Origin of the sequence: Streptomyces sp. NPDC058697 (genome assembly GCF_042715345.1) — a bacterium.
GTDB lineage: Bacteria > Actinomycetota > Actinomycetes > Streptomycetales > Streptomycetaceae > Streptomyces > Streptomyces liliifuscus.
Map to the genome: position 1 here is coordinate 1 of NZ_JBHXSU010000009.1, position 23,474 is coordinate 23,474.

General features: G+C 71.3%; 14 protein-coding genes and 1 rRNA gene. 7 read left to right on the forward strand and 8 right to left on the reverse strand.

The genetic code is table 11. The annotated features are described in order from the left end of the window. Positions 1 to 289, reverse strand: a 16S ribosomal RNA gene (locus ACFWXQ_RS22040); the annotation flags it as partial. Positions 290 to 990: 701 nt separating this feature from the next. Beyond that, the gene (locus ACFWXQ_RS22045; protein WP_383953494.1) at positions 991 to 1,539 is read right to left on the reverse strand and encodes a MarR family winged helix-turn-helix transcriptional regulator; all 549 of its coding nucleotides are present in this window, start codon (positions 1,537 to 1,539) and stop codon (positions 991 to 993) included. Positions 1,540 to 1,687: 148 nt separating this feature from the next. Here ACFWXQ_RS22045 and ACFWXQ_RS22050 point away from each other — a divergent pair, with 148 nt between their 5' ends. Then, positions 1,688 to 2,959 (forward strand): MFS transporter, encoded by a 1,272-nt coding sequence (locus ACFWXQ_RS22050; protein ID WP_383953496.1) that lies wholly within the window; start codon positions 1,688 to 1,690, stop codon positions 2,957 to 2,959. 82 nt (positions 2,960 to 3,041) lie between these two features. Here the strand turns inward: ACFWXQ_RS22050 and ACFWXQ_RS22055 are convergent, their stop codons facing one another. The 3 genes from ACFWXQ_RS22055 to ACFWXQ_RS22065 form a co-directional block, all read right to left on the reverse strand. Beyond that, the gene (locus ACFWXQ_RS22055; protein ID WP_383953498.1) at positions 3,042 to 3,872 is read right to left on the reverse strand and encodes a class I SAM-dependent methyltransferase; all 831 of its coding nucleotides are present in this window, start codon (positions 3,870 to 3,872) and stop codon (positions 3,042 to 3,044) included. Between the two features lie 124 nt (positions 3,873 to 3,996). Beyond that, entirely contained in the window at positions 3,997 to 5,643 is a 1,647-nt protein-coding gene (locus ACFWXQ_RS22060; RefSeq protein WP_383953500.1) for a SpoIIE family protein phosphatase, read from the reverse strand. A gap of 123 nt (positions 5,644 to 5,766) precedes the next feature. Next, entirely contained in the window at positions 5,767 to 7,131 is a 1,365-nt protein-coding gene (locus ACFWXQ_RS22065; RefSeq protein WP_383953502.1) for an NAD(P)/FAD-dependent oxidoreductase, read from the reverse strand. A gap of 378 nt (positions 7,132 to 7,509) precedes the next feature. Here ACFWXQ_RS22065 and ACFWXQ_RS22070 point away from each other — a divergent pair, with 378 nt between their 5' ends. Both ACFWXQ_RS22070 and ACFWXQ_RS22075 read left to right on the forward strand, forming a co-directional pair. Next, positions 7,510 to 8,304 (forward strand): TetR/AcrR family transcriptional regulator, encoded by a 795-nt coding sequence (locus tag ACFWXQ_RS22070; protein WP_383953504.1) that lies wholly within the window; start codon positions 7,510 to 7,512, stop codon positions 8,302 to 8,304. A gap of 278 nt (positions 8,305 to 8,582) precedes the next feature. Further along, the gene (locus tag ACFWXQ_RS22075) at positions 8,583 to 10,490 is read left to right on the forward strand and encodes a sigma-70 family RNA polymerase sigma factor (protein ID WP_383953506.1); all 1,908 of its coding nucleotides are present in this window, start codon (positions 8,583 to 8,585) and stop codon (positions 10,488 to 10,490) included. On the opposite strand, the gene ACFWXQ_RS22080 is transcribed toward ACFWXQ_RS22075, so the two are convergent. Both ACFWXQ_RS22080 and ACFWXQ_RS22085 read right to left on the reverse strand, forming a co-directional pair. Then, complete coding sequence (locus ACFWXQ_RS22080; protein WP_383953508.1) at positions 10,484 to 13,849, reverse strand: BTAD domain-containing putative transcriptional regulator; 3,366 nt, start codon at positions 13,847 to 13,849, stop codon at positions 10,484 to 10,486. The two genes, ACFWXQ_RS22075 and ACFWXQ_RS22080, sit on opposite strands and share 7 nt — an antisense overlap. A gap of 205 nt (positions 13,850 to 14,054) precedes the next feature. Further along, entirely contained in the window at positions 14,055 to 16,148 is a 2,094-nt protein-coding gene (locus ACFWXQ_RS22085; protein WP_383953803.1) for an asparagine synthase-related protein, read from the reverse strand. Positions 16,149 to 16,923: 775 nt separating this feature from the next. On the opposite strand from ACFWXQ_RS22085, the gene ACFWXQ_RS22090 reads away from it, so the two are divergent. The 4 genes from ACFWXQ_RS22090 to ACFWXQ_RS22105 all read left to right on the forward strand — a co-directional run bounded on the left by ACFWXQ_RS22090 (position 16,924) and on the right by ACFWXQ_RS22105 (position 22,414). Further along, on the forward strand, positions 16,924 to 18,348 hold the full coding sequence (locus ACFWXQ_RS22090; RefSeq protein ID WP_143643663.1) for an MFS transporter: 1,425 nt from the start codon (positions 16,924 to 16,926) through the stop codon (positions 18,346 to 18,348). Positions 18,349 to 18,744: 396 nt separating this feature from the next. Continuing rightward, positions 18,745 to 19,956, forward strand: coding sequence for an L-2-hydroxyglutarate oxidase (gene lhgO / locus ACFWXQ_RS22095; protein WP_383953801.1), 1,212 nt, complete (start codon positions 18,745 to 18,747; stop codon positions 19,954 to 19,956). Between the two features lie 214 nt (positions 19,957 to 20,170). Continuing rightward, positions 20,171 to 20,956, forward strand: coding sequence for a tRNA (guanosine(46)-N7)-methyltransferase TrmB (gene trmB, locus ACFWXQ_RS22100; protein WP_383953799.1), 786 nt, complete (start codon positions 20,171 to 20,173; stop codon positions 20,954 to 20,956). A 165-nt stretch (positions 20,957 to 21,121) separates the two neighbouring features. Next, positions 21,122 to 22,414 carry a PrsW family intramembrane metalloprotease gene (locus tag ACFWXQ_RS22105; protein WP_383953798.1) on the forward strand — a complete coding sequence of 431 codons (1,293 nt, stop codon included), beginning with the start codon at positions 21,122 to 21,124 and terminating at the stop codon, positions 22,412 to 22,414. A gap of 27 nt (positions 22,415 to 22,441) precedes the next feature. Here the strand turns inward: ACFWXQ_RS22105 and ACFWXQ_RS22110 are convergent, their stop codons facing one another. Then, positions 22,442 to 23,428, reverse strand: a complete 987-nt coding sequence (locus tag ACFWXQ_RS22110; protein WP_383953796.1) for an aldo/keto reductase — start codon at positions 23,426 to 23,428, stop codon at positions 22,442 to 22,444. Between the last annotated feature and the right edge of the window lie 46 nt (positions 23,429 to 23,474).

A 23,474-nucleotide genomic window follows, 5' to 3' on the forward strand; every position in this document is an offset into this window, starting at 1 on the left:
CAGGCCGGCTACCCGTCGTCGCCTTGGTGAGCTTCTACCTCACCAACAAGCTGATAGGCCGCGGGCTCATCCTTCACCGCCGGAGCTTTCAACCCACCGAGATGCCTCGGCGAGTGTTATCCGGTATTAGACCCCGTTTCCAGGGCTTGTCCCAGAGTGAAGGGCAGATTGCCCACGTGTTACTCACCCGTTCGCCACTAATCCACCCCGAAGGGCTTCATCGTTCGACTTGCATGTGTTAAGCACGCCGCCAGCGTTCGTCCTGAGCCAGGATCAAACTCTCCGTGAATGTATTCCCGTAATCGGGACGACACCACGAGAGCGGAACCACCGATCGGAATAGGATCGATGATTCACTGCGTCCTCGCTGTGCGCCTGCCGAAACAATGCCCGGCAGGACTTTTTCAAAGGAACCTCCACCCACCACATGATGTGGTGGACGGGGTATCAACATATCTGGCGTTGATTTTTGGCACGCTGTTGAGTTCTCAAGGAACGGACGCTTCCTTTGTACTCACCCTCTCGGGCTTTCCTCCGGGCTTCCCTTCGGTCTTGCGTTTCCGACTCTATCAGACCGTTTTCCGATCCGATTTCCTCGGTGCTTTCCAGCCTTTCGGCCTTCCGGCGGTGTTGACTGTATCAGATCCTTTCGGGTCTGACTCCCCGTCAACCGGGTTTGTCTTTACGGCTGTTGGGCCGTTCCGACGTTCCAAACGTTAGCGGATCCTCTCGGCAGTTCCTAATCGGGCTGCCGACCCCAAATCGAATTGAATTCGGGCACGCCGAATTCGCCCCGTTGGGGAGATCGTGCTGATGGTTTGGTGTGCCGCTTCTGCGGCGGAGGTGCAACCGCAGAACCGTTACGGCCCCGTGGCAACTCGAAGAACCTTACGGACCGACGGGGGGAGTGTCAAGTCTCCCCCGGGCGACCGTCCGGCAAACCAGCGGCGGGCAGGAAGTCCGAGCCGGGGCCGAGCCCCAACTCGGGCCTCAGTCAAGGTCGGTGAGCCGGCCGCCCGCGTCCGGCTGGGCGTGCTCCACGCGGCGCAGCAGTCGGGTCAGCACCTCGCCCAGGACGCCGCGCTCCTCCGGGGAGAGGTCCTGGAGCAGGTCCTCCTCGAAGACGGAGGCGAGACGCATGGCCGCCAGCCACTTCGAGCGCCCCTCTTCGGTGAGCTCCACGATGACGCGTACCCGGTTGGACTCGTCGCGTTCCCGGGTGACCAGGCCCTCCGCGACCATGCGGTCGATGCGGTGGGTCATGGCGGCCGGGGTGAGACCGAGCCGCTTGGCGAGGTCGCTCGGGCCCATTCGGTAGGGGGCGCCGGACAGGACGAGGGCCTTGAGGACCTCCCACTCGGCGTTGCTGATGCCGAGGGTGGCGGTCTGGCGGCCGTAGGCGACGTTCATGCGGCGGTTCAGACGGCCCAGCGCCGAGACGATCTTCTCGACCTGGGGGTCGAGGTCCTGGAATTCGCGCTGGTAGGCGGCGATCTGCTCTTCGATCGTCGGCTCGCTGACGCGGCGGGTGTCACCCATGGCCGCAGTATGGCACGCGCTCGCTTGGCGTTGAAGTCCTTCAGGATGTACTGTTTAGATCCTAACTTTAGCTTCGAAGTCTTCACCTCTAACTCCTGAGGCAGACGTAAGACTTCCCCTACCAAGGCAGGTGAAAGTGACCAGGGCGATGGGCGCTGAGATGCGCCGGATCCATGTGGGCAACGCACTCAGCGCGTTCGGGCTCGGCTTTACCGTCCCGTATCTGTACGTCTATGTGGCGCAGGTACGGGATCTCGGTGCGATGACGGCGGGTCTCGTACTCGCCGTCTTCGCCGTGGCCGCGCTCGTGGTGCTGCCGTTCGCGGGGCGGGCCATCGTCCGCCGGGGCCCGCTGCCGGTGCTGCTCGCCGCCCTGGTCACCGCCGCCGTCGGAGCGCTGAGCCTCGGGCTCGCGAGCAGCTCGACGACCGTGCTGTTGTCCGCGGCCGCGCTCGGTGCCGGTCAGGCCGTGATGCAGCCGGCGCTCGCGACGATGATCGTGGACTTCTCGTCGGCCGAGACGCGGTCGCGCGCCTTCGCCACCCAGTTCTTCCTGCAGAACCTCGGGCTCGGGGTCGGCGGGCTCATCGGCGGTCATCTCGTCGACGCCTCGCGGGCGAGCTCGTTCACACTGCTGTTCTCGATCGAGGCGGCGATGTTCCTGCTGCTCGTGGTGCTCATGGCGACCGTGAGGATGCCGCGTACGGCCAAGGTCGAGGGTGCTCCCGGCGAGGCCAGGGGCAGCTGGAAGCAGTTGCTCGGCAATCGGGCCATGGTGCAGCTGTGTGTGGTGGGCTTCGTGCTGTTCTTCGCCTGCTACGGGCAGTTCGAGTCGGGGCTGAGTGCGTACGGCGTCGAGGCGGCGGGGATCTCCACGTCCGCGCTCGGGACCGCGCTTGCCGCGAACACGGCGATGATCGTGGTCGCCCAGTTCGCCGTGCTGCGGTTCGTCGAGCGGCGGAAGCGGTCCCGGGTGATCGCCGCTGTCGGGCTGATCTGGGCCTTCGCCTGGGTCGTCGCCGGGTACGCGGGGCTCGGGCACGGCAGCCAGACCATGGCGACGGCCGCCTTCGTGTCGACGTACGCGCTGTTCGGGCTCGGGGAGGCGATGCTGTCGCCGACCGTGGCGCCGCTGGTCGCCGATCTGGCGCCGAGCGGGATGGCGGGGCAGTACAACTCCGCCTTCGCCCTGGTGAAGCAGCTGGCGCTCGCGGTCGGTCCCGCGGTGGGCGGGCCCATGGGGGCCTCGCTGCATGCTCCGTACGTCGTGACGTTTCTGCTGTTCTCGTTGGGGATCACGTTCCTGGCGGTGCGGCTGGGGAAGCAGCTCACTCCCCTGCAGAATCAGCCGTCGCTGGCGAAGAGCCGGGTTGTGGCGCGGGGCGGGGCTTCGGCGGATGTGGTGCAGACCGCGGCCTGACGGGCGTACCGAGCCCTGTGAACTGAGGACGGCCGTCACCACTGATGTGGTGGCGGCCGTTCTGTGTTTTGCCTGGCGGTGTTCAGTGGACGGCTGTCACCAGGGTGGATGTGAACGGGAGTGTTGCCGTGCCGTCGGGGTTCGTGTGGTCGGTGAGGGTCGCGCCCACCGCTTCGGCGGCCTGTGTGAGGGCTTCCCGGCCGCCCGCGTCCTCGATGGCCTGGCCCCAGGGGACGGCCGAGAGGTGGCCGCGGGCGAAGGCGGCGAGCTGGGGCAGGGTGATGCCGAAGGTGACGTCATGGCTGACCACGTCGTGGAAGCCGGCTGCGGTCAGGGCGGCCGTGAGGCGTTCTGCGGGGCAGGAGAAGGCCATCGCGAAGTGCGCCTCGGCCTCCGGGCCGCCGTACTCCGCGATCGCCCGGTGGTGGGCCACGAAGTACGGGGAGCGGTCCCAGGCGGCCCAGGCGGTGGCGGCGTATCGGCCGCCGACGCGCAGGACCCTGGACGCCTCTACGAGGGCCGCGCCGAGGTCGGGGAAGAACTGGACGCCCTGCTGGCAGAGGACGGCGTCGAACGTGTCGTCCGGATGGGGGAGGTGGTCGGCGGGGGCCACGGTGAACTCGATGTCCGGGTACATGCGGGGTGCCTTGGCGGCGGCCACCTTGAGCATGGCCTCGTTGAAGTCGGCGGCCGCGACATGGCCCGTGGGGCCGACCCGGGCGGCGGCCGCGCGGGCCACGAAGCCGGTGCCGGAGGCCACGTCGAGGACCTGGTGGCCCGGACACAGGTCCACGGCGTCAAGCAGCGCCTCGACGAACGGCGCCATGATCGGTGCGCTGTACTCCTCGTAGCGCTCGGGAGCGCTGCCCTTGAGCTGAAAACCCGTTTCGTCTGCCTGAGGTGAGCTAGCCATGGGTGAGCTACTAGCACCGCCGGCCGGGTCCGACCAGATGCCGCGCGGCCTGTGGGTCAGATGGGGCGTGGCTTCCAGGTCAGGTGGTGGGCGGCTTCTGGGGCAGGTGGTGGGCCGCTTCCGGTCAGGTGGTGCGCGGGAGTGCGAACTCGCACCAGACCGCCTTGCCGCCGCCCGGGGTGCGGCGGGAGCCCCAGTTCGAGGCGATGGTGGCGACGATCGCGATGCCCCGGCCGGACTCGTCGGCGGGCTCGGCGCGGCGGCGGCGCGGGAGGTGGTCGTCGCCGTCGGTGACCTCGACGATGAGGCGCCGGTCGGTGCGGCGGAGCCTGAGGCGCATCGGCGGGGTGCCGTGCTGGAGGGAGTTGGCGACGAGCTCGCTCGCGGCCAGTACGCCGAGGTCGTGCAGGTCGGTCGGGAAGCGCCAGCTGGTGAGGACGCCGGAGGCGAAGGCACGCGCGCGTGGGGCCGCTTCGACTCCGCCGAGCAGTTCCAGAGCGGCGTTGCGGAAGAGCTCGCTGTCCGGTCCCGTACGAGCCGGGTGCTGGAGGACCAGGACGGCCACGTCGTCGTCGTGGTCGGCCGTCACGCCCGCCGAGCGGACCAGGCGGTCGCAGACCACCTGGGGGGTGCCTGTGGCGCCGGCGAGGGCGCGCTCCAGGGAGGCGATGCCCTCGTCCAGGTCGGCGTCGCGGCGCTCGACCAGGCCGTCGGTGTAGAGCACGGCGGTGGAGCCGGGGCCGAGGGGGATCGAGCCGGAGGCGTGCATCCAGCCGCCCGTGCCGAGCGGGGGGCCGGTGGGTTCGTCGGCGCGCAGGACCGTGCCGCTCTCGTCGCGGACGAGGATCGGGAGGTGGCCGGCGGAGGCGTACACCAGCCGGCCCTCGTTCGGGTCGTGGACGGCGTACGCGCAGGTGGCGATCTGGTTGGCGTCGATCTCCATGGCGAGGCCGTCCAGCAGCTGGAGGACCTCGTGCGGGGGCAGATCGAGGCGGGCGTACGCCCGGACGGCCGTGCGGAGCTGGCCCATGACGGCCGCCGCGCGGACGCCGCGGCCCATCACGTCGCCGATGACGAGGGCGGTGCGGCCGCCGCCGAGGGTGATCACGTCGTACCAGTCGCCGCCGACCGCGGCCTCCGTGCCGCCGGGGTGGTAGGTGGCGGCGACGCGCAGGTCGTCGGGCTCTTCGAGCTCCTGGGGCAGCAGGGAGCGCTGGAGGGTGACGGCGGTCTCGCGCTGCCGGCGCTCGCTGGCGCGCAGCCGCTCGGCGGCCTCGGCGTGGTCGGTGACGTCGGCGGCGAAGATCAGTACGCCACCCCCTTCGGGGGTGGCCGAGACCTCGACCGGTGTGCACGTGAATGTGTACGAACGGCCGCCCGGTGCCTTGCGGGACTTGACCGTACGGGGCTTGGAGCTGCGCAGGACCTGGTCGAGGAGCGGCATCAGGCCGATCTCGGCCAGCTCGGGCAGCGCGACGCGCGCGGGCTCGCCGGCCGGGCGGACGCCGAAGGCCGCCACATAGGCGTCGTTCACATACGCGAGGCGGTGGTCCGGGCCCTGGACCAGGGCGACGAGGGCCGGGATGCGGTCGAGGACCTCGCGGACCGGCAGCTCGTCGACGACGGGCAGGAGCGCCGCGTCGGACAGCCGCTCGGCGCGTGCCGCGGGCACGGAGCCCTCCGAAGGGAGCGCCGTCGGCGAATCCTCGGTCCGCGCTGCCGCGCGGCGCTGCGTTCCGGGGAGCCGGGCGCTCCAGCGCGTGAAGTTCACAGTGGGACAGGCCTCGTGGGTTTGAAGGGCGAGCGGTCGGCCCGCCCATGGTGTGGACCAGTGTGTCCGACCGGACCGACATCCGTCAGACGCGGGCGCGGCCTGTGGAGTTCCTTGGTCCGGTCAGGACGACCCCTTCGGGTTCTGAGGAGGCTTTCCACCGGCCGCGAGTTCGAACTCCGCACGGGGATGTTCGAGCGAACCGAGGGAGACGATCTCCCTCTTGAAGAGCCCCGACAGGATCCATTCGGCGAGCACGCGAGCCTTCCGGTTGAAGGTGGGCACCCTGCTCAGGTGGTAGACGCGGTGCATGAACCAGGCAGGGTAGCCCTTCAGCTTGCGCCCGTAGACGAACGCGACACCCTTGTGCAGTCCCAGGGAGGCGACCGAGCCGACGTACTTGTGCGCGTACGTCTCCAGGGGCTCGCCGCGCAGGGAGCGGGCGATGTTGTCGGCGAGGACCTTGGCCTGGCGCACGGCGTGCTGGGCGTTGGGGGCGGTCTCCGTGCCGGGCTCGGCGGCGGTGACGTCCGGGACGGCGGCGGCGTCTCCCGCGGCCCACGCGTGCGTGGTGCCGTCGACGGTCAGCTGGGCGGTGCACTTCAGGCGGCCGCGTTCGTTCAGCGGGAGGTCGGTGGCCGCGAGGACGGGGTGCGGTTTCACGCCTGCGGTCCACACGACCGTACGGGTCGGGAAGCGCGCCCCGTCGCTGAGGACGGCGACGCGGTCCGCGCAGGAGTCGAGGCGGGTCTCCAGGCGTACGTCGATGTTGCGGCGGCGCAGCTGGGTGACCGTGTACCTGCCCATGTCCTCGCCGACCTCGGGGAGGATGCGGTTCGAGGCCTCGACGAGGATCCACTTCATGTCGTCGGCCTTGACGTTGTGGTAGTAGCGCGCGGCGTAGCGGGCCATGTCCTCCAGCTCGCCGAGGGCCTCCACTCCGGCGTAACCGCCCCCTACGAAGACGAAGGTCAGGGCGGCGTCGCGGATCGCGGGGTCGCGGGTGGAGGAGGCGATGTCCATCTGCTCGATGACGTGGTTGCGCAGCCCGATGGCCTCTTCGACGGTCTTGAAGCCGATGGCGTACTCGGCGAGCCCGGGGATCGGAAGGGTCCGGGAGACGGAGCCGGGGGCCAGCACGAGTTCGTCGTACGTGATCTGCTCGGGGCCCGTGCCCTCCTCCTCGGTGGCGAGGGTGGTGAGGGTCGCGGTGCGCTTGGCGTGGTCGATGGACGCGGCCTCGCCGATGACGACCCGGCACTGGTCGAGTACGCGGCGCAGCGGCACGACGACATGACGCGGTGAGATCGAGCCCGCGGCGGCCTCGGGCAGGAACGGCTGATACGTCATGTACGGGTCGGGCGTCACCACGACGATTTCCACGTCGCCCCGCCTGAGCTCGGGTTTCAGCTTCCGCTGGAGCCCGAGAGCGGTGTACATCCCGACGTAGCCGCCGCCGACAACGAGAATGCGCGCACGTTCCTTCACTCACCCATGACGCACCGGCTACGGGAGTTTGTCCACAGGCCCGTCAATTTGTGTGACCGGGCGCCTGAGACGCGCACGGTTGGCCGATTTGCCGGAGTGCGGGGAAGCTTCGCAGGTCAGCGGGTGTGAGCGGGGTGGAAGTAGGGGGCGCAACCGGGACGTATGCGGCCCGTAGTCCGATCGGGGGGCGCTCCGTGCGGAACCTGCCCCTTCTGAATTGACCCCCACTCAACTATGTTCGTGTGTCATCGGGGTGTAGGGGGATGCGCTCGACGGGTCCGTGCGGCGAGACCGCGCGGCGAAGGCTGTTCCGCTCGCTCCGGCTGTCAATGGCGGGGAGAGTCTCCGGGGGGAGACGTCATTACCGGGGGAACACATATGCACATTCAGGACTCTCAATGGTCTTCCGCGTCTGCCATCGGAGCGGGCGGCGCGATCAGTGCGGCGGCATCGAACGGACGCGGCGTGGGAGACCCGTCGCGCACGACGCCACTGCGCGTGGACGCACAGCGCAATCTGGAGCACGTACTTCGCGCGGCCCGTGAGGTCTTCGGCGAGCTGGGGTACGGCGCGCCGATGGAGGACGTGGCGCGGCGCGCCCGCGTCGGTGTCGGCACGGTGTACCGGCGCTTCCCGAGCAAGGACGTCCTGGTCCGGCGGATAGCCGAGGAGGAGACCTCCCGGTTGACCGACCAGGCGCGTTCGGCGCTGGGTCAGGAGGACGAGCCGTGGTCGGCGCTCTCGCGCTTCCTGCGGACGTCGGTGGCCTCGGGTGCCGGGCGGCTGCTGCCTCCGCAGATCCTGCGGGTGGGCGTCGGTGACGAGGGAGCCGAGGGCACGGTCCTCGACGAGACGCGGGTGCCGCAGCAGCGGTCCCAGCCGCTCTCGCCCGAGCTGCGGCTCGTCGAGCAGCGGCCGGCTCCCCCGCAGGAGACCGTGGGCGTCGTGGGGATCGAGGACGACGCCGGTACGGCGCAGCTGCTGGAGGTCGTGGGGCGGCTCGTGGACCGGGCGCGGGCGGCGGGCGAACTGCGTCCGGACGTCACGGTGTCGGACGTGCTGCTGGTGATCGCCACGGCGGCGCCGTCCTTGCCGGATGCGGCTCAGCAGGCTGCGGCTTCGGCTCGGTTGCTGGACATTCTGTTGGAGGGGCTTCGGTCGCGGCCGGCGTGACGCCCCGGGCCGCGTGCGCGGGTGCGGGTGCCTCGGGCGGGGCGGGTTCGGGTTCGTTGTCGGGTGCGGGGGTGTGGGGGCTGATCGCGCAGTTCCCCGCGCCCCTTACGGGGCGCTGAGGTGGTTGAGTCTTCCCCGTTCGGGTGAACGGTAGTGCTGTGGTTCGGCAAGTCTCCACGGACGAGTGGTTGGTCCGTTCCTCCGGGTAACAGCGGTGGGTCCGTGTGGCACTCTTTCCCGGTGTTCGGGTCCGAGTGTGCAGGCGGGGGCTTTCCGCGATGAGCGTTGACGGGCGGGACGAGTCACCCGGTGAGGGTGGCGCGGAGGCCGGTGGGCTGCCGTCGCCGCAGGTACCGAGCCAGGGAGGCCGGCCGGCCGGAGGCGCCGTCCCCGAAGCCGGTGTTCCGCCGCAGCGGGAGCGGCGCGAGTGGCACGACAGCGGCGTACTGCCGCCCCCGATCGAGATGCCGCCCGCCGACGCCGAGCTGATCGGGCGGATGCGCTCGGGCGACGACACCGCGTACGAGGAACTGTTCAGGCGCCACGCGGACGCCGTCCGCCGGTACGCGCGCACCTGCTGCCGGGACGCCCACACCGCGGACGACCTCACGGCCGAGGTCTTCGCCCGCATGCTCCAGGCCGTACGCGGCGGGCGCGGCCCCGAGCACGCCGTCCGCGCCTATCTGCTGACGACCGTACGACGTGTCGCGGCGAGCTGGACCAAGTCGGCGAGGCGCGAGCAGCTGGTCGACGACTTCGCCGTGTTCGCGGCACAGTCCGCGCGCGGCTCCGAGGTGTCCGACGACGACACGCTGGACCTGGGCGCCGACGTACGGGCGATGCACGTGGCCGAGCAGTCGATGGCCATGCAGGCGTTCCGGTCGCTGCCTGAGCGGTGGCAGGCCGTGCTCTGGCACACCGAGGTCGAGGACGAGTCGCCGAGCGAGGTCGCCACGCTCTTCGGGCTGGACGCCAACGGCACGCGCGTCCTTGCCAGTCGGGCCCGCGAAGGTCTCAAGCAGGCATATCTCCAGGCCCATGTGAGTGTCACGCTCACCTCCGACGAGGAGTGCGCGCGCTACGCCGACCGGCTCGGCGCGTACGCGCGCGGAGGTCTGCGCACGCGCGCCGAGCGCGGGCTGCGCAAGCACCTGGAGGAGTGCGCCAAGTGCCGGCTCGCCGCCGGTCAGATCAAGGAAGTCGCCAGCGGGATTCCCGCGGTCGTACCGATCGCCGTCATCGGCTGGTTCGGTGCCGCCGGGTACGCGAAGGCGGCCGGGCTCATCGCGGGCGGGGCCGGCGTGGGCGCGGCCGGTGCCGCGGGGGCCGCGTCGGCGGCGGGCGGCAGCTCCGGAGGGGCCGGCGCAGGTGGCGGGGCCGCCGCCGAAGGGCTCGGGGCGCCCGTGAAGGCGGGTATCGCGGCCGGTGTCGTCGCGGCGGCCATCGCGGTGGTGGCGCTCGCGCTGGCCGGTGACGAGGTGAAGCCCAAGGACCCCGTGGCCGAGCCGGATCCGTCCCCGCCGCCCGTCGTCGAACCGCGCGTACCGTCGCCGTCGCCGAAGCCCCCGAAGGCGGAGCCCGCGCCGAACCGGCCGGTGCCCATCGTGGCGCCCTCGCCGCGTCCCACGCCGAGCCCCACCCCGACGCCCACGCCCACTCCCAGTCCCACTCCGAAACCGACTCCCCCGCCGAAGCCGACGCCCACGCCTCCCCCCGCGCCGGCCCCGAAGCCGCCCCCTCCGCCGGCTCCCCCGGCGGTCTTCCAGTGGAACCAGCTGGAGTACGGCGCCACCGGCGACGGCACCAAGCCCGAGATGCGGCTCGGCGAGAGCAGCTGGGTCTGGCAGCGGTACGGCATGTCGATCGCCGACACGTCGTACGCGAACGGTGTCACCGTCCACGGCGCCGCCTCGGTCACCATCGATCTCAACCGCACGTGTTCCTCGTACGACGCGGTGGTCGGTGTCGACGACATGACGATGGGGCTCGGCCAGGTGCGGTTCTCCGTCTTCGCTGACGGGGCCCGGATGTGGCAGTCGGGGCTGGTTCAGGGCGGTCGAGGCGCGGTGCCCGTGCATGTGGATCTGACCGGCAGGAAAACGATCCGCCTGGTCGTCGAGCCGCATTCACCCTTCGACTCGGTGGCGTTGGCGGACTGGGCGGATTCGCGGTTCCGGTGTCAGTGACTGCGGCTGCCGCTGTCCGTGGCTGTGGCTGTGGCTGTGGCTGTGGCCACGACCGTGGCCGTGGCCGACGCTTCGGTGAGTTCCCGTAGGACGTCCTCCGGGGTGAGGGCCGCCCCGGTGCGCCGCTCGGTGTCGTACGCCCGTCGGCCCAGATGGGACAGGGCGACGGCCTCGACGCGGTCGGACTCCTGGCTGTAGGGCAGCGGACGGGGGTGTCCTCGGCGCCAGCGGGAGCCCGCGGCGAGGAGGCGGACCGCGCGCGCGTGGTCGTCGATGTCGCTGAGGACGCCCGCAGCCCGCTCGGCCAGCGTGGCGAGGACCACCTCCGAGCACCGCGCCGACGCGGCCTCGCGCAGGGTGTCGGCCAGCTTGCGCAGCCCGTGCCCGGGGCTCGTCTCGACCGCGGTCAGCAGCGCGCCGAGGCCGTTCAGCGCGGCGAGGAACTGGGCCGGCGGTGTGCCGCGCTCCATCTCCGCATGGGCCGCCTCGTGCAGTTCGCGGGCCCGTACGAAGTCCTGGTCGTCGAAGGCCATCTGCGACCGCATGAGCAGGACGAACGCCCTTGAGTCCGGGACCGCGTAGCGATCGGCCGCGGTCGTCGCCTCTTCCAGCGCCGCGAGAGCCGTGGCCCGGTCTCCCACGTAGTAGGCGATCTCGCCCAGGCGGGCGATGAGGAACGGCGTCTCCACATACGCCCCCACCTCGACCGCGAGCCGCAGGGCCTCCTCGAACTCGCTCCTCGCCTGGTCGAAACGGCTGCGGGCCATGGCCGCCTCGCCGCCCGCACTGCTCATCTGGGCGAGCATCCAGCGGTCCCCCGCGCGCCGGGCGACGGTTCGCAGCTCCGCGAGGGTCTCCTCGACGCCCTCCATACCTCCGGGGCTGTCCACGGCCACATGGACGCAGAACAGGAGGGCCGCGCCGATCTCCCAGTCACCGCCGTGCTCCCGGCAGTTGGCGAGTGACATCTCCATGTCGTGCCGGATGCCTTCGGTGTTGCCGAGAACGAACGCCATCAGCGGCCAGATGATGCCGGGGAACCTCGCCGCGTCGGGCCCGCCCCGCGCCATGGAGGCCCGCAGACCCCTGGCGTACCCCAGCATCCGCTCGTCCTTCAGCGGGACCTGGCCGAGCTCCGCCATCAGGAAGAGATTCAGCACGCGCAGGTTCATACGGAGCCGGTGCGAGGGGTGTTCCTTGTCGGCCTCGGGGTCGGCGAGGTAGGCCTCGACGGGGTCGACGCCGTCGAGGTGGCGCGTGCGCAAGGGGTCGGACGAACGGGTGACGGAGGAGTCGGCGGAGCGGATGTCGAGTACCGCGCCCAGCCGCAGGACCTGGTCCGTCCAGGTCATGCCCTCCCGGCGGAAGTTGCGCAGCCACCAGAACCAGCCCATGGCGAGGACGATGGAGCCCGTCTCCGGCTCGTCGGCGGCGACGAGGCCCCGGTGGAGTGCCGCACGGATGTTGTCCAGGTCGGACTCCAGGCGGCCGATCCACCGGAGCTGGTCGGCGGACCGCAGCAGCGGATCGGCCTCCTCGACCAGCGCGCGGACCCACGCGCGGTGCCTGCGCTCGGCCGTGGCACGCAGCTCGGGGGTCTCGGCGGCGCGCTCCGCGGCGTACTCGTGGATCGTCTCCAGCATGCGGTAGCGCATACCGCTGATCCCTCGCCGGCAGGGCGTCGCGACGACCAGGGACTTGTCGACGAGCGCGCCGACGATCTCGGCGACGGGTCCGGTGCACACGGCCTCGGCGGCGTCCAGGTCCCAGCCGCCCGCGAAGACCGAGAGCTCGCGCAGGACGGTCCGCTCGGGGTCGTCGAGCAGGTCCCAGGACCAGTCGACGACCGCGCGCAGGGTCTGCTGGCGGGGCAGCGCCGTGCGGCTTCCGGAGGTGAGGAGGCGGAAACGGTCGTCGAGGCGGTCGGCGATCTGGCGCGGGGTGAGCATGCGCAGCCGGGCGGCGGCCAGCTCGATGGCCAGGGGCAGGCCGTCGAGGCGGCGGCAGATCTCGTCGACGGCGGCGGGGTCGTGGCTGATGTCGGCGTCCGGGTGCGCCGCCACCGCGCGCTCGGTGAAGAGGCGGTGCGCCGGGTCGGGGAGCAGGGGCTCGACCGGGCGCACGGACTCGCCGGGCACGCCCAGGGGTTCGCGGCTGGTGGCGAGGATCGTGAGGCCCGGGCAGTGGGTCAGGAGGGTCTCGGCGAGCTCGGCCGCGGCGCCGATCACATGTTCGCAGTTGTCAAGGATCAGGAGCTGGCTGCGCGGGGCGCAGTACTCGATGAGCAGGGCGACCGGGTCGTCCTGCTGCACCGTCATCTCGTGGGTCTTCAGCACGGTCTCGCGCAGACCGAGGGCGCTGACAACCGCGCTGGTCACCGCCTCCGGCCGGTCGAGCGGGGCGAGCTCGGCCAGCCATGCCTGCGGATGCCCGGCGGCGGCTTCCTCGGCGAGGCGGGTCTTGCCGGATCCGCCCGGTCCCGTGAGGGTGACGAGACGGACCCTGTGCAATTCGGAACGGATGGCGTCGAGTTCGGGTTCCCGGCCCACGAAGGAATTCAGGCGGGGGCGGATGTTGCCGGTGCGGTCGGCTCTTGAGGGGGTGGCGGGGGCGTACGGGCCCGGGGTGGGAGCCGGGGGCGGCTGAGGCGTCAGCAGTTCCCCGTGCAGGGCTCGCAGTTCCGGGCCCGGGTCGGTGCCGAGGCCGTCCGCCAGGGCCCGGCGGGCACTCTCGTACGCGGCCAGGGCGTCCGCCGTGCGGCCGGTGTCGCGCAGGGCCCTGATGAGGAGGGCGTGCAGCGGTTCGTCGTACGGGTGGGTCCCGGTGAGTTCCCTCAGCTCCGGTACGGCCTCGTGGGCGTGGCCGTTGCGCAGGTCCGCCTCCACGCGCGCGCGTGTCGCCTCCTGGCGGAGGGATTCCGGGCGGGTCGCGGCCGTCGTACGGTCCGGGAGGTCGGCCAGGGCCGGGCCGCGCCACAGGGCGAGTGCCTCGCGGAGGGTGCGGGCCGCTGTCGCCGGGGCTTCGTCCAGTTGCGCCCTGCCCTCGCGGACCAGGCGTTCGAAGACGAACAGGTCCACGTCCTCGGGGGTGGCGGTGAGGCGGTAGCCGCCGGGCTCCGATGTGATCGCGTCCTTGCCGAGGGCTCGGCGGAGGCGGGCGACGAGGGCCTGGAGTGCGGCGGGGGCGGCGTGTGAGGGGCTGTCCGGCCAGACCTCGTCGATGAGGGTCTCCGGAGACGTGGTTCGGCCTGCGCGCAGGGCCATCGCCGTCAGGAGTGCGCGGAGGCGGGGGCCGCCCAGGGGCACGTCCTTGCCCTGGGCGTCCGTTGCCTGGGTGACGCCCAGGATTCTGTACCGCACGGCCCCATTGTCACCGGTCCGCCCCGGCGGGGCCGAGTTTTTCGCCCCCGCCGCCCTTACCCATTCCCGTCACTACTCGGGGGCTCCGCCCCCGAACCCCCGCTCCTCAAACGCCGGAGGGGCTGGATTTCAAGTGGGGGTCTGGGGACGTCAGCCCCCAGGGGAAGGGAATGGGTAGGGGCGGCGGGGGCGAATAAAATCCCCGCTACCCCCTCCGCGCCCCCGCCCCCAACGCCCCCCGCTGAGGCCGGATCCCCGCCGGGACGGCCCGCTGCCGCGCAGGCGTCCCCGTCCAGCAGGTGCCGCGGCGGTCGAGGAGGCGGCGGAGCCACAGTTCCAGGGAGACCAGGTCCGCGAGGCCTTCCAGGGGGAGGGCCTCGCCGTCGGCCGCGGCCCGGAGGGCCTTGCGGACGACTCGGGCCTCGACCAGGCCCGCCTGGGCGAGGAGAGGCGTGTCGAAGAGGGAGACGAGGTCGTCCACGGCGACTCGGAGCCCCGTACGGGCCGCGGCGGTGGAGGACGCGTGGGACGGGGCACCCCAGCCGGGCGGCAGGTCGGCCACACCGGCGCCCTCAAGGACCGTACGGAGGATCGCGGCCCGCGCCCCGGGCTGCACCCGCAGCGCCTCGGGAAGGGCACGACAGGCGCGTACGACCTGGTTGTCGAGGAACGGGGCGTGCAGCCGCTGGAAGCGGACCTCCGCGGCCTGTTCCAGGATCCGGAGGTCCGAGGCGTGCCGCGCCAGGGCGGAGCGGGCGCGGAAATCGCCCGGCCGCTGGCCCGGACCGACGCCGCCCCTGGTCGTCGCCCCCGCCAGGCGAACCGATACTTCAGCGAGGGCCTCGCCGGTGAGCCAACGCGCGGCAGGCCCCGGTCTGGCCCACGTGAGCGCGGCGAGCGACGCCCCCACGGCACCTCCCGGCTCCTCGAACCGCTTGTGCAGCAGCCGGTCGGCGAGTCCCTCTATGCCGACGAGATAGGGCGTACGGGACAGCTTGCGCGCCGCGCCGTACACGCGCGCGGGGACCATGACGGAACCGTCGGCCTTCGCCAACGCCGCGACGGGGCGCACCAGATGGCGTCGTTTGCGGTCCATCAGCAGGTCGGCGAGGCGGGCCGGGTGCGCGTCGAGGACCTGACGCGCGCCGTACCCGGTGAAGTGGTCCGCGCTGCCCGAGGCCAGGCGCGCGCGATGCCGGGCGGCCGTCACCAGGGAGGGCCCCGGCTCGTCCGTCAGCGGGCCCTCCAACTCGGCGTAGGGGAGGACCTCTTCGCCTCCGGCCACCACCACATGATGCAGACGCGGATTGGCGGCCAGCGTGCCCGCCCGTTCCAGTTCGGCCTCCCGGCCCTTCACCGCCAGGTCGTTGAACGTGACCGCGAGGAGGCGTTCGCCGGCCCCCGTGCCATGGCCCAGGACGGTGCCCGGCGCGCCGGGCAGGCCGGCGGCGAGGAGGGCGAGGGTGCCCGAGGCGGGTCCTCCGGAGAGGTCGGCCCCGATGCCGGGCACGGGCATGCCGCGCGCGGCGCGCCGCTCCGCGGGGCCCATGCCGGGGACGGGACCGGGGTCGATGTCCGCCCCGGGTACGTGCCTCGGGGCGGCGAGTCGTGCGCGTACGGCCTCGACCAGGGCGTCGCGTACGGCGTTCACCGCGCTGTCGGGGTCGGTGGTCGGGGCGGCGACGGCGAGGGAGGCCACCTGCTCGTACCCGGCGATCTCGCGTGCGCCCGCGCGCAGGATCAGCGCATGCCCCGGCGGAATGCGCCGCACGCCCTCGTACGGCGTCGAGTCCTGGAGCGCGGCAGGTACGTCGGGAGCGGCGAGCAGGGCCGCCAGGTGCCCGAAGTCGAGGTTGGCCTCGATGAGGTCGGCGAGAGGGAGGGCCGCGGTCGAGTACGCCGTGCCGCCCGCCCAGGGGGTGTAGAACACCGGCCGGACGCCTGCCAGATCGCCGCAGACCATGAGGCGGCGGCCCACCTGGACGACGGCCGTGTAACTGCCGGACCAGGCCGTCAGATGCCGAAGTGCCCCTCCGCGCGCGGCGAACAGGCCCACCCGCAGCTCTTCGTCGGAGGCTCCGCAGGTGCCGAGCACCGCCATGCGGTTCTGCTCGTCGGCCTTGACGACACGCACCTCGTCCGGGCGCCAGTCACCGACCGCCCAGAGCGGATCGGGGTCGCCCCACAGGAGTTGGGACCCCACCGGGTGCACCGTCTCACCGTCGCCGCCCGTCGCTCCCGCCGAACCGATCTCGGGCGCACGAGCGGCGGTACTGCTCCATCCCACCAACCACCGCATCGCCGCCTCCACAGGCTGTGGACAACCAGTGCACCGTACGAACCGGTCACCATGCTGCCACGAAGAATGCGCCCGGGAGGGCCGGTGCGGCCGCTTGTGCTCCCCGGAGTGCGCCCCTGGGAGATGCCCCCGAAAATGCGAACGCACGCCCGACGAGCGGCGATCGCACAGAATTTACCCAAGGGCGACGACGTGAATGCGCCCCCGGTACGCTCCCCAAAAACACCTAACGCGCCCTCAAGTGCCATGGTGGGAGGGGTATTTGACCTCAGAAGGCATGGGCGATATTCAGCCAAATCGGTGATGGACGAACACGCGTGCACACGCTCCGTACATGCTGTGCGCAACGCACAGTCCGGGAGGCGGAGTCCGCCTCCCGGACCGGTCCGCCGCCCGCGGGGATGGAGGCGGCGGTGTCCCCCAGCCCACTGGATCCAGTACAGCGGGCCGACCCACGCACGATCCATGGAAGCGCTCCCCCGATGGCCGGAGAAGAGCGCACGGACAGGCGCACAGCCACACAGCGGGAGCACGAGACGACGCTCTGTGCTTGCCCACGGGCCACAATCCCGCCATCCGGAACAATGCCCCTTAACGCTTGGGATGCGGCGAACTACCCTGTGTTTGCCTGTGTTTTCGCGGGAGGCATATTCCTGAGGGCTCGGCCACGTGCTTTTGCGGGTGGGGTTCCAGGGGTTGGCGCCCGGGAAGACGCAGCACGAATGCCGCTGGGCCACCACCCGCGCGGCAGCCGTCTGTGTCGAGGGGTGGCGCAATGTCCAGGGAGCAACGCGGGCCGAACGAAAAACTCGGCGCCGTTCTCGCCCTCGCGGGAATCAGCAACGCAGGACTCGCCCGACGCGTCAACGATCTTGGCGCTCAACGCGGGTTGACTCTTCGCTACGACAAGACGTCGGTGGCGCGCTGGGTGTCGAAAGGCATGGTGCCGCAGGGTGCCGCGCCGCACCTCATCGCTGCCGCCATCGGCCAGAAGCTCGGCCGCCCTGTGCCGCTCCACGAGATCGGCCTGGCGGACGCGGATCCCGCACCGGAAGTGGGCCTCGCCTTTCCTCGTGACGTGGGACAGGCCGTGCGATCGGCCACGGACCTCTACCGTCTCGATCTCGCCGGACGCCGGGCCGGCTCCGGCGGCATCTGGCAGTCGCTCGCCGGATCATTCGCAGTGAGCGCATACGCAACTCCCGCGTCCCGGTGGCTGATAACCCCGGCCGACAGCTCGGTGGCACGGGACGCCAGCCCGCTGGAAGGGTCCGGAGCACCGCTGAAAGTCGGCCACAGCGACGTACAGAAGCTGCGGGAGGCCGCCGAGGACGCCAGGCGCTGGGACTCCAAGTACGGAGGCGGCGACTGGCGTTCGTCCATGGTGCCGGAATGCTTACGAGTCGAGGCGGCACCCCTGCTCCTCGGGTCCTACTCGGACGAGGTCGGCCGCGCCCTCTTCGGAGCCAGCGCCGAACTCACCCGCCTGGCCGGCTGGATGGCGTTCGACACGGGCCAGCAGGAGGCCGCCCAGCGCTACTACATCCAGGCCCTGCGCCTGGCCCGCGCCGCGGCCGACGTGCCCCTCGGAGGGTACGTACTGGCCTCCATGTCCCTCCAGGCGACCTACCGGGGCTTCGGCGACGAGGGCGTCGACCTCGCCCAGGCCGCCCTGGAGCGCAACCGGGGCCTGGCCACCGCCCGCACGATGAGCTTCTTCCGCCTCGTCGAGGCACGGGCCCACGCGCGCGCGGGTGACGCCCAGGCGGCCGGCGGCGCCCTGAAGGCCGCCGAGGGCTGGCTGGAGCGGGCCCGCGACGGCGACCACGATCCTTCCTGGCTCGGCTTCTACGGCTACGACCGCTTCGCCGCCGACGCGGCCGAGTGCTACCGCGATCTGAAGGCCCCGCGCCAGGTCCGCCGCTTCACGGAGCAGGCCCTGTCGAAGCCGACGGAGGAGTTCGTACGCTCCCACGGGCTGCGCCTGGTGGTGTCGGCGGTCGCCGAACTCGAGTCGGGCAACCTCGATGCGGCGTGCGAGCAGGGGGTGCGGGCGGTGGAGGTCGCGGGGCGCATCTCGTCGGCCCGCACGACCGAGTACGTGAAGGATCTCCTTCACCGCCTTGAGCCGTACGGGGATGAGCCGCGGGTGGTGGAGCTGCGCGAGCGGGCCAGGCCGTTGCTGATGGCACCGGCCTAGTGGGAAGGCCCCCTGAGCGTTTGCGTGGCTGGGGTGGTCTTGGGGATACCGGCCGGATGTGGCTGGTCGCGCAGTTCCCCGCGCCCCTGAAGGGGCACGGCCTGCGTGAACCGGCACCATCCCCGCAACCGGAACCAAGCAGGAGACCGGGCACGATGAAGGTGACCGGAACCACAGGCCTCCGATGACGTGACCGGAGCTACATGCCTCTGATGACGTGATCGGGACCACGGGCGGCCGATGACGTGACCGGGGCCACCTGCCTCCGCTGCTGGGATCGGAACCACACACCCTTCCCCTCGGCCCTGCCATTGTGTTCTGTGGGTTTGAGCGGGTTGTCAGTGGCGCAGTGCACTATCGGGGGTGGGAGTCGGAGGCTGGAGGTGGGGCGGGCAGATGGGGCGGAAGGTCGCTTACGACTGTGACGTGCTGGTGATCGGCGGCGGGATCGTCGGTCTGTCGACGGCGTATGCGATCACGCGTGCCGCACCGGGCACACGGGTGACGGTGCTGGAGAAGGAACCCGGCCCGGCCCGGCACCAGACCGGGCGCAACAGCGGCGTCATCCACAGCGGGATCTACTACCGCCCGGGCTCCCTCAAGGCCCGTTTCGCCGTGCGGGGCGCCGCCGAGATGGTCAAGTTCTGCGCGGAGTACGGCATCGCCCACGCCGTCACCGGCAAGCTGATCGTCGCCACGGAGCGCGAAGAGCTGCCCCGCCTGCACGCACTGGTCCAGCGAGGCCGGGAGAACGGCATTCCGGTCCGCGAACTGGGCGCCTCCCAGATCGCGGAGTACGAACCCCAGGTGCGTGGCCTGGCCGCGATCCACGTGGCCACGACAGGCGTATGCGACTTCGCGGGCGTGGCCCGCCAACTCGCCGACGCATCCGGCGCCCACATCGAATACGACGCCGAGGTCACACACATCGACCGCCGCCCCGACCTCGGAGTGGCGGTCCGCACCACCGAAGGCACGATCACCCGCGCCCGAGTCCTGGTCAACTGCGCCGGCCTCCACTGCGACAGGATCGCCCGCCTCACCGGCGACGACCCCAAAATGCGGATCGTCCCCTTCCGAGGCGAGTACTACACCCTGGCCCGCCCAGACCTGGTCAACGGCCTCGTCTATCCCGTCCCGGACCCGGCCTTCCCCTTCCTCGGCGTCCACCTCACCCGGGGCATCGACGGAAGCGTCCACATCGGCCCCAACGCGGTCCCGGCCCTGGCCCGCGAGGGCTACGACTGGCGAACCGTACGCCCCCGCGAACTGGCAGAGACCCTCACCTGGCCAGGCTCCTGGCGCATGGCCCGACACCACTGGCGCTACGGAGCCGGCGAAGTACACCGCTCAGCATCGAAGCACGCCTTCACCAACGCGGTCCGCCGCCTGCTCCCGGCCGCCACCCCCGAAGACCTGATCCCCACCACCGCAGGCGTCCGAGCCCAGGCAGTCCTACGGGACGGCACCCTCCTGGACGACTTCCTGATCCAGGAATCCCCGCGCACGATCCACGTACTCAACGCCCCCTCCCCCGCAGCCACAGCCTCCCTCCCCATCGGTCGAGAGATCGCAGCCCGAGCCCTCAGATCAATGACCACCACCTGAGCCCAGAAGACGGACGGCGGGAGAGGGACCCACGAACAGAAGGGGCCGTGCCGGTACGTCGCAGTCCGCCGCATACAGCTCCTCCCAAAAACGGTTCCCTCCAATCCCACAGCCGTACACCCGGCAAGCGGCGGACTCGACGTACCGGCACGGCCCCGCCCCACAACGGACCGCACAACCACCCCCCACCCCCACCCCGTAAAATCGACGCACTGTGTCTGACTCCTCCACGCCCCGAACCCCCCGCCCAAAGGGCGAACCCCGCTTCCCCGACGGCCCCCGCCCCGACCCCGCCGGCTCCCACTTCGAGCGAAGAATCCGCAGCTTCCAGCCCCGAAGAAGCCGAGTGACCCAGGGCCAGGCGGACGCCCTCCAGCGCCTGTGGCCCAAGTGGGGCCTCGACATCGACGGCCGGCACCCCCTCAACCTCAGGGACCTCTTCGCCGCCGACATCCCGGTCGTCCTGGAGATCGGCTTCGGCATGGGCGAGGCCACCGCACAGATGGCCACCGAGGACCCCACCACCGGCATCCTCGCCGTGGACGTCCACACCCCGGGCCAGGGCAACCTCCTGAACCTCGCGGACCGAGCCGGCCTGTCCAACCTCCGCGTGGGCAACGGCGACGCGATCATCCTGCTCCGCGAGATGCTGACCCCGGACTCCCTCGACGGCCTGCGCGTCTATTTCCCGGACCCCTGGCCCAAGAAGCGCCACCACAAGCGTCGCCTGATCCAGCCGGAGTTCCTCACCCTCGCCGCGTCCCGCCTCAAGCCGGGCGCACTGCTGCACTGCGCGACGGACTGGGAACCGTACGCCGAGGTCATGCTCGAAGTCCTCACCGCGCACCCGGACTTCGAGAACACCCAGCCGGACGGCGGCTTCGCGCCACGCCCCGACTTCCGCCCCCTGACACGTTTCGAGGGCCAGGGCCTGGACAAGGGACACGTGGTGAACGATCTGCTCTTCCGCCGCGTACGGCATACCGCGGACAGCGAGTAGGCCCGCACAACACACAAAGTACGGGCCGAAGGCTCCACAAGGCGGGCGAACCACACCACGCACCGCCCCCGCCCCCCGCGCCCGCGCCCGCCGCGCCCCCCGAGCCCCCAAGCCCGGACAGGGCGCTCTCGCGGCCCACGCCCCTCCCTCGTTAGGGTCTTTGTCATGGCCACCGGTCCCCCGTTCCCACCGCACCCCGGCTACCCTCCCGGCATCCCCGCCGGAGGCGCCGCGCACTGGTGGCAGCGCAAGTGGGTCCGCTACACCGCCCTGACCGCCCTGCTCGCCCTCTCCGGACTCGTCATCCTGGCCCTGGTCCGCAAACAGACCGGCACCGAGGGCTTCCTGGTGGGCCTGGGCCTCGCCGTACTGCCCGTCCCGCTCCTCGTCGCCGCGTTCCGCTGGCTGGACAGGGTGGAGCCGGGCCCCTGGCGCAACCTCCTCTTCTCCTTCGCCTGGGGAGCCTGCGCCGCCGCACTCATAGCCATCGTCGCGAACAGCTTCGCGACGAGATGGATAGCGACGGCGACGGCGGACCCGTCCAGCGCCGACACACTGGGCGCGACGGTCATAGCGCCGATAGTCGAGGAGTCGGCGAAGGCAGCAGCCGTCTTACTCGTCTTCCTGTTCCGCAGAAGGGAGTTCACGGGGATCCTCGACGGCGTGGTGATAGCCGGCGTCACGGCGACGGGCTTCGCGTTCACCGAGAACATCCTGTACCTCGGCACGGCGTTCGGCACGGACCAGCTCAGCGGCGGCAGCGGCATCGCCTCCGTCACGGCGGCGACCTTCTTCGTACGCGTGATCATGTCGCCGTTCGCGCACCCGCTGTTCACCGTGCTCACGGGCATCGGCTTCGGCATCGCGGCACTCTCCGCGGACCGCCACCAGGTCCGCCGCGTACTGCTCCCGATCATCGGTCTGCTGCTCGCGATGGGCATGCACGCGATGTGGAACGGCTCGTCGACGTTCGGCGAGTACGGCTTCTTCGCGGTCTACGCGGCCTTCATGGTCCCGGCTTTCGGCCTGCTGACGTGGCTGGTGATCTGGACCCGCCAGCGCGAGCTGGGCACGATCCGCTCAGAGTTGCCCGCGTACGCGCTGGCGGGCTGGCTCACGGCCCCCGAGCCGTTCGTCCTGGGCTCGATGAAGGCAAGGCGGCTGGCCCGCGAGTACGCCACGCACCACGGCGGACGCGCGGCGGGCAGGGCGGTCGCGGAGTACGAGGCGTACGCGACATCGCTGGCGTTCCTGCGCCACCGGGGCCGCAAGGGCCGCGCGGGCGCAGACTTCGTCGTACGGGAACGGGAGCTGCTCCACGAACTGTGGACGCGCCGCGAACCGGCCCGCCCGGCGCTCCTGTACGCGGCGCGGGCGACGGCTCCGGCACCGGTGGCACCGCAGTGGCAGGGCTACCCAGCGCCAACGCCGTACACATACAACCCGTACCGCTCTTAAAGGCGCAACCGCACCCCACCCCCAACCTCAGCCAGAACCAGAACCCGAACCCGAACCCGAACCCGAGCCGGAGCCGGAAGCAGAAGTCAGCCTCCCCAACTCCCCCTCCGTGAGGACAAGCCCGGCCACCCCCAGCAAAGCCGGAAGCTGCTCCACCGTACGGGCGCTGGCGATGGGCGCGACGACGGTCGGCCGGGAGGCGAGCCAGGCGAGAGCCACGGTGGCGACCTCGGCCCCACGCTCGCGCGCGACCTCGTCGAGCGCGGCCAGCACCCGCTGCCCCCGCTCCGACTCCAGATGCGCCCCCGCCGACCCGGCCCGCGCGCTGTCGACCACGGCACCCGCCCGGTACTTGCCGGTGAGGAAGCCCGAGGCGAGCGAGGAGTAGGGGACGACGGCCAGACCGGCCCGGGAGGCGACGTCACGGAGCGGCCCCTCGTACGAGTCGCGGGAGACGAGGTTGTACCGGGGCTGCAGCGCGACGTACCGCGCGAGGCCCTCGCGGTCGGAGAGGTCGAGGGACTCCTGAAGGCGCTCGGGCGAGAGGTTGGACGCGGCGATGGCGCGTACCTTGCCGGCGCGGACGAGCTCGTCCAGGGCCGTGATGATCTCCTCGACCGGCACGGAAGGGTCGTCGAAGTGGGTGTAGTACAGGTCGATGTAGTCCGTCCGCAGCCGCCGCAGCGACGCGTCGGCCGCGGCCTTGATGTTCACCCCGGACAGACCCTTGTACCGGGGGTGGGCCCCGACCTTGGTGGCGACGACGACGTCGGCGCGGTTGCCGCGCGCGGCGAGCCACTCGCCCAGGACGGTCTCCGACTCACCGCCCTCGTTGCCCGGCACCCAGGCCGAGTAGGTGTCGGCGGTGTCGACGAAGTTCCCGCCCGCGGCGGTGTACGCGTCGAGCACGGCGAAGGACTGCGCCTCGTCGGCGGTCCAGCCGAAGACGTTGCCGCCGAGGGAGAGCGGGAAGACGTCGAGGTCGGACGAACCCAGCTTGCGGAGAGAGGTCATGGGTAGCTCAACGGCCGTACCGGACGGCCGTATTCCGAACCTGAGA

Excerpts from the sequence above, each read along its gene's own strand:
- ACFWXQ_RS22045 (WP_383953494.1), bottom strand. The coding sequence starts at position 1,539 with ATGGGTGACACCCGCCGCGTCAGCGAGCCGACGATCGAAGAGCAGATC.
- ACFWXQ_RS22050 (WP_383953496.1), top strand. The coding sequence starts at position 1,688 with ATGGGCGCTGAGATGCGCCGGATCCATGTGGGCAACGCACTCAGCGCG.
- ACFWXQ_RS22055 (WP_383953498.1), bottom strand. The coding sequence starts at position 3,872 with ATGGCTAGCTCACCTCAGGCAGACGAAACGGGTTTTCAGCTCAAGGGC.
- ACFWXQ_RS22070 (WP_383953504.1), top strand. The coding sequence starts at position 7,510 with ATGCACATTCAGGACTCTCAATGGTCTTCCGCGTCTGCCATCGGAGCG.
- ACFWXQ_RS22075 (WP_383953506.1), top strand. The coding sequence starts at position 8,583 with ATGAGCGTTGACGGGCGGGACGAGTCACCCGGTGAGGGTGGCGCGGAG.
- ACFWXQ_RS22085 (WP_383953803.1), bottom strand. The coding sequence starts at position 16,148 with ATGCGGTGGTTGGTGGGATGGAGCAGTACCGCCGCTCGTGCGCCCGAG.
- ACFWXQ_RS22090 (WP_143643663.1), top strand. The coding sequence starts at position 16,924 with ATGTCCAGGGAGCAACGCGGGCCGAACGAAAAACTCGGCGCCGTTCTC.
- lhgO (WP_383953801.1), top strand. The coding sequence starts at position 18,745 with ATGGGGCGGAAGGTCGCTTACGACTGTGACGTGCTGGTGATCGGCGGC.
- ACFWXQ_RS22105 (WP_383953798.1), top strand. The coding sequence starts at position 21,122 with ATGGCCACCGGTCCCCCGTTCCCACCGCACCCCGGCTACCCTCCCGGC.
- ACFWXQ_RS22110 (WP_383953796.1), bottom strand. The coding sequence starts at position 23,428 with ATGACCTCTCTCCGCAAGCTGGGTTCGTCCGACCTCGACGTCTTCCCG.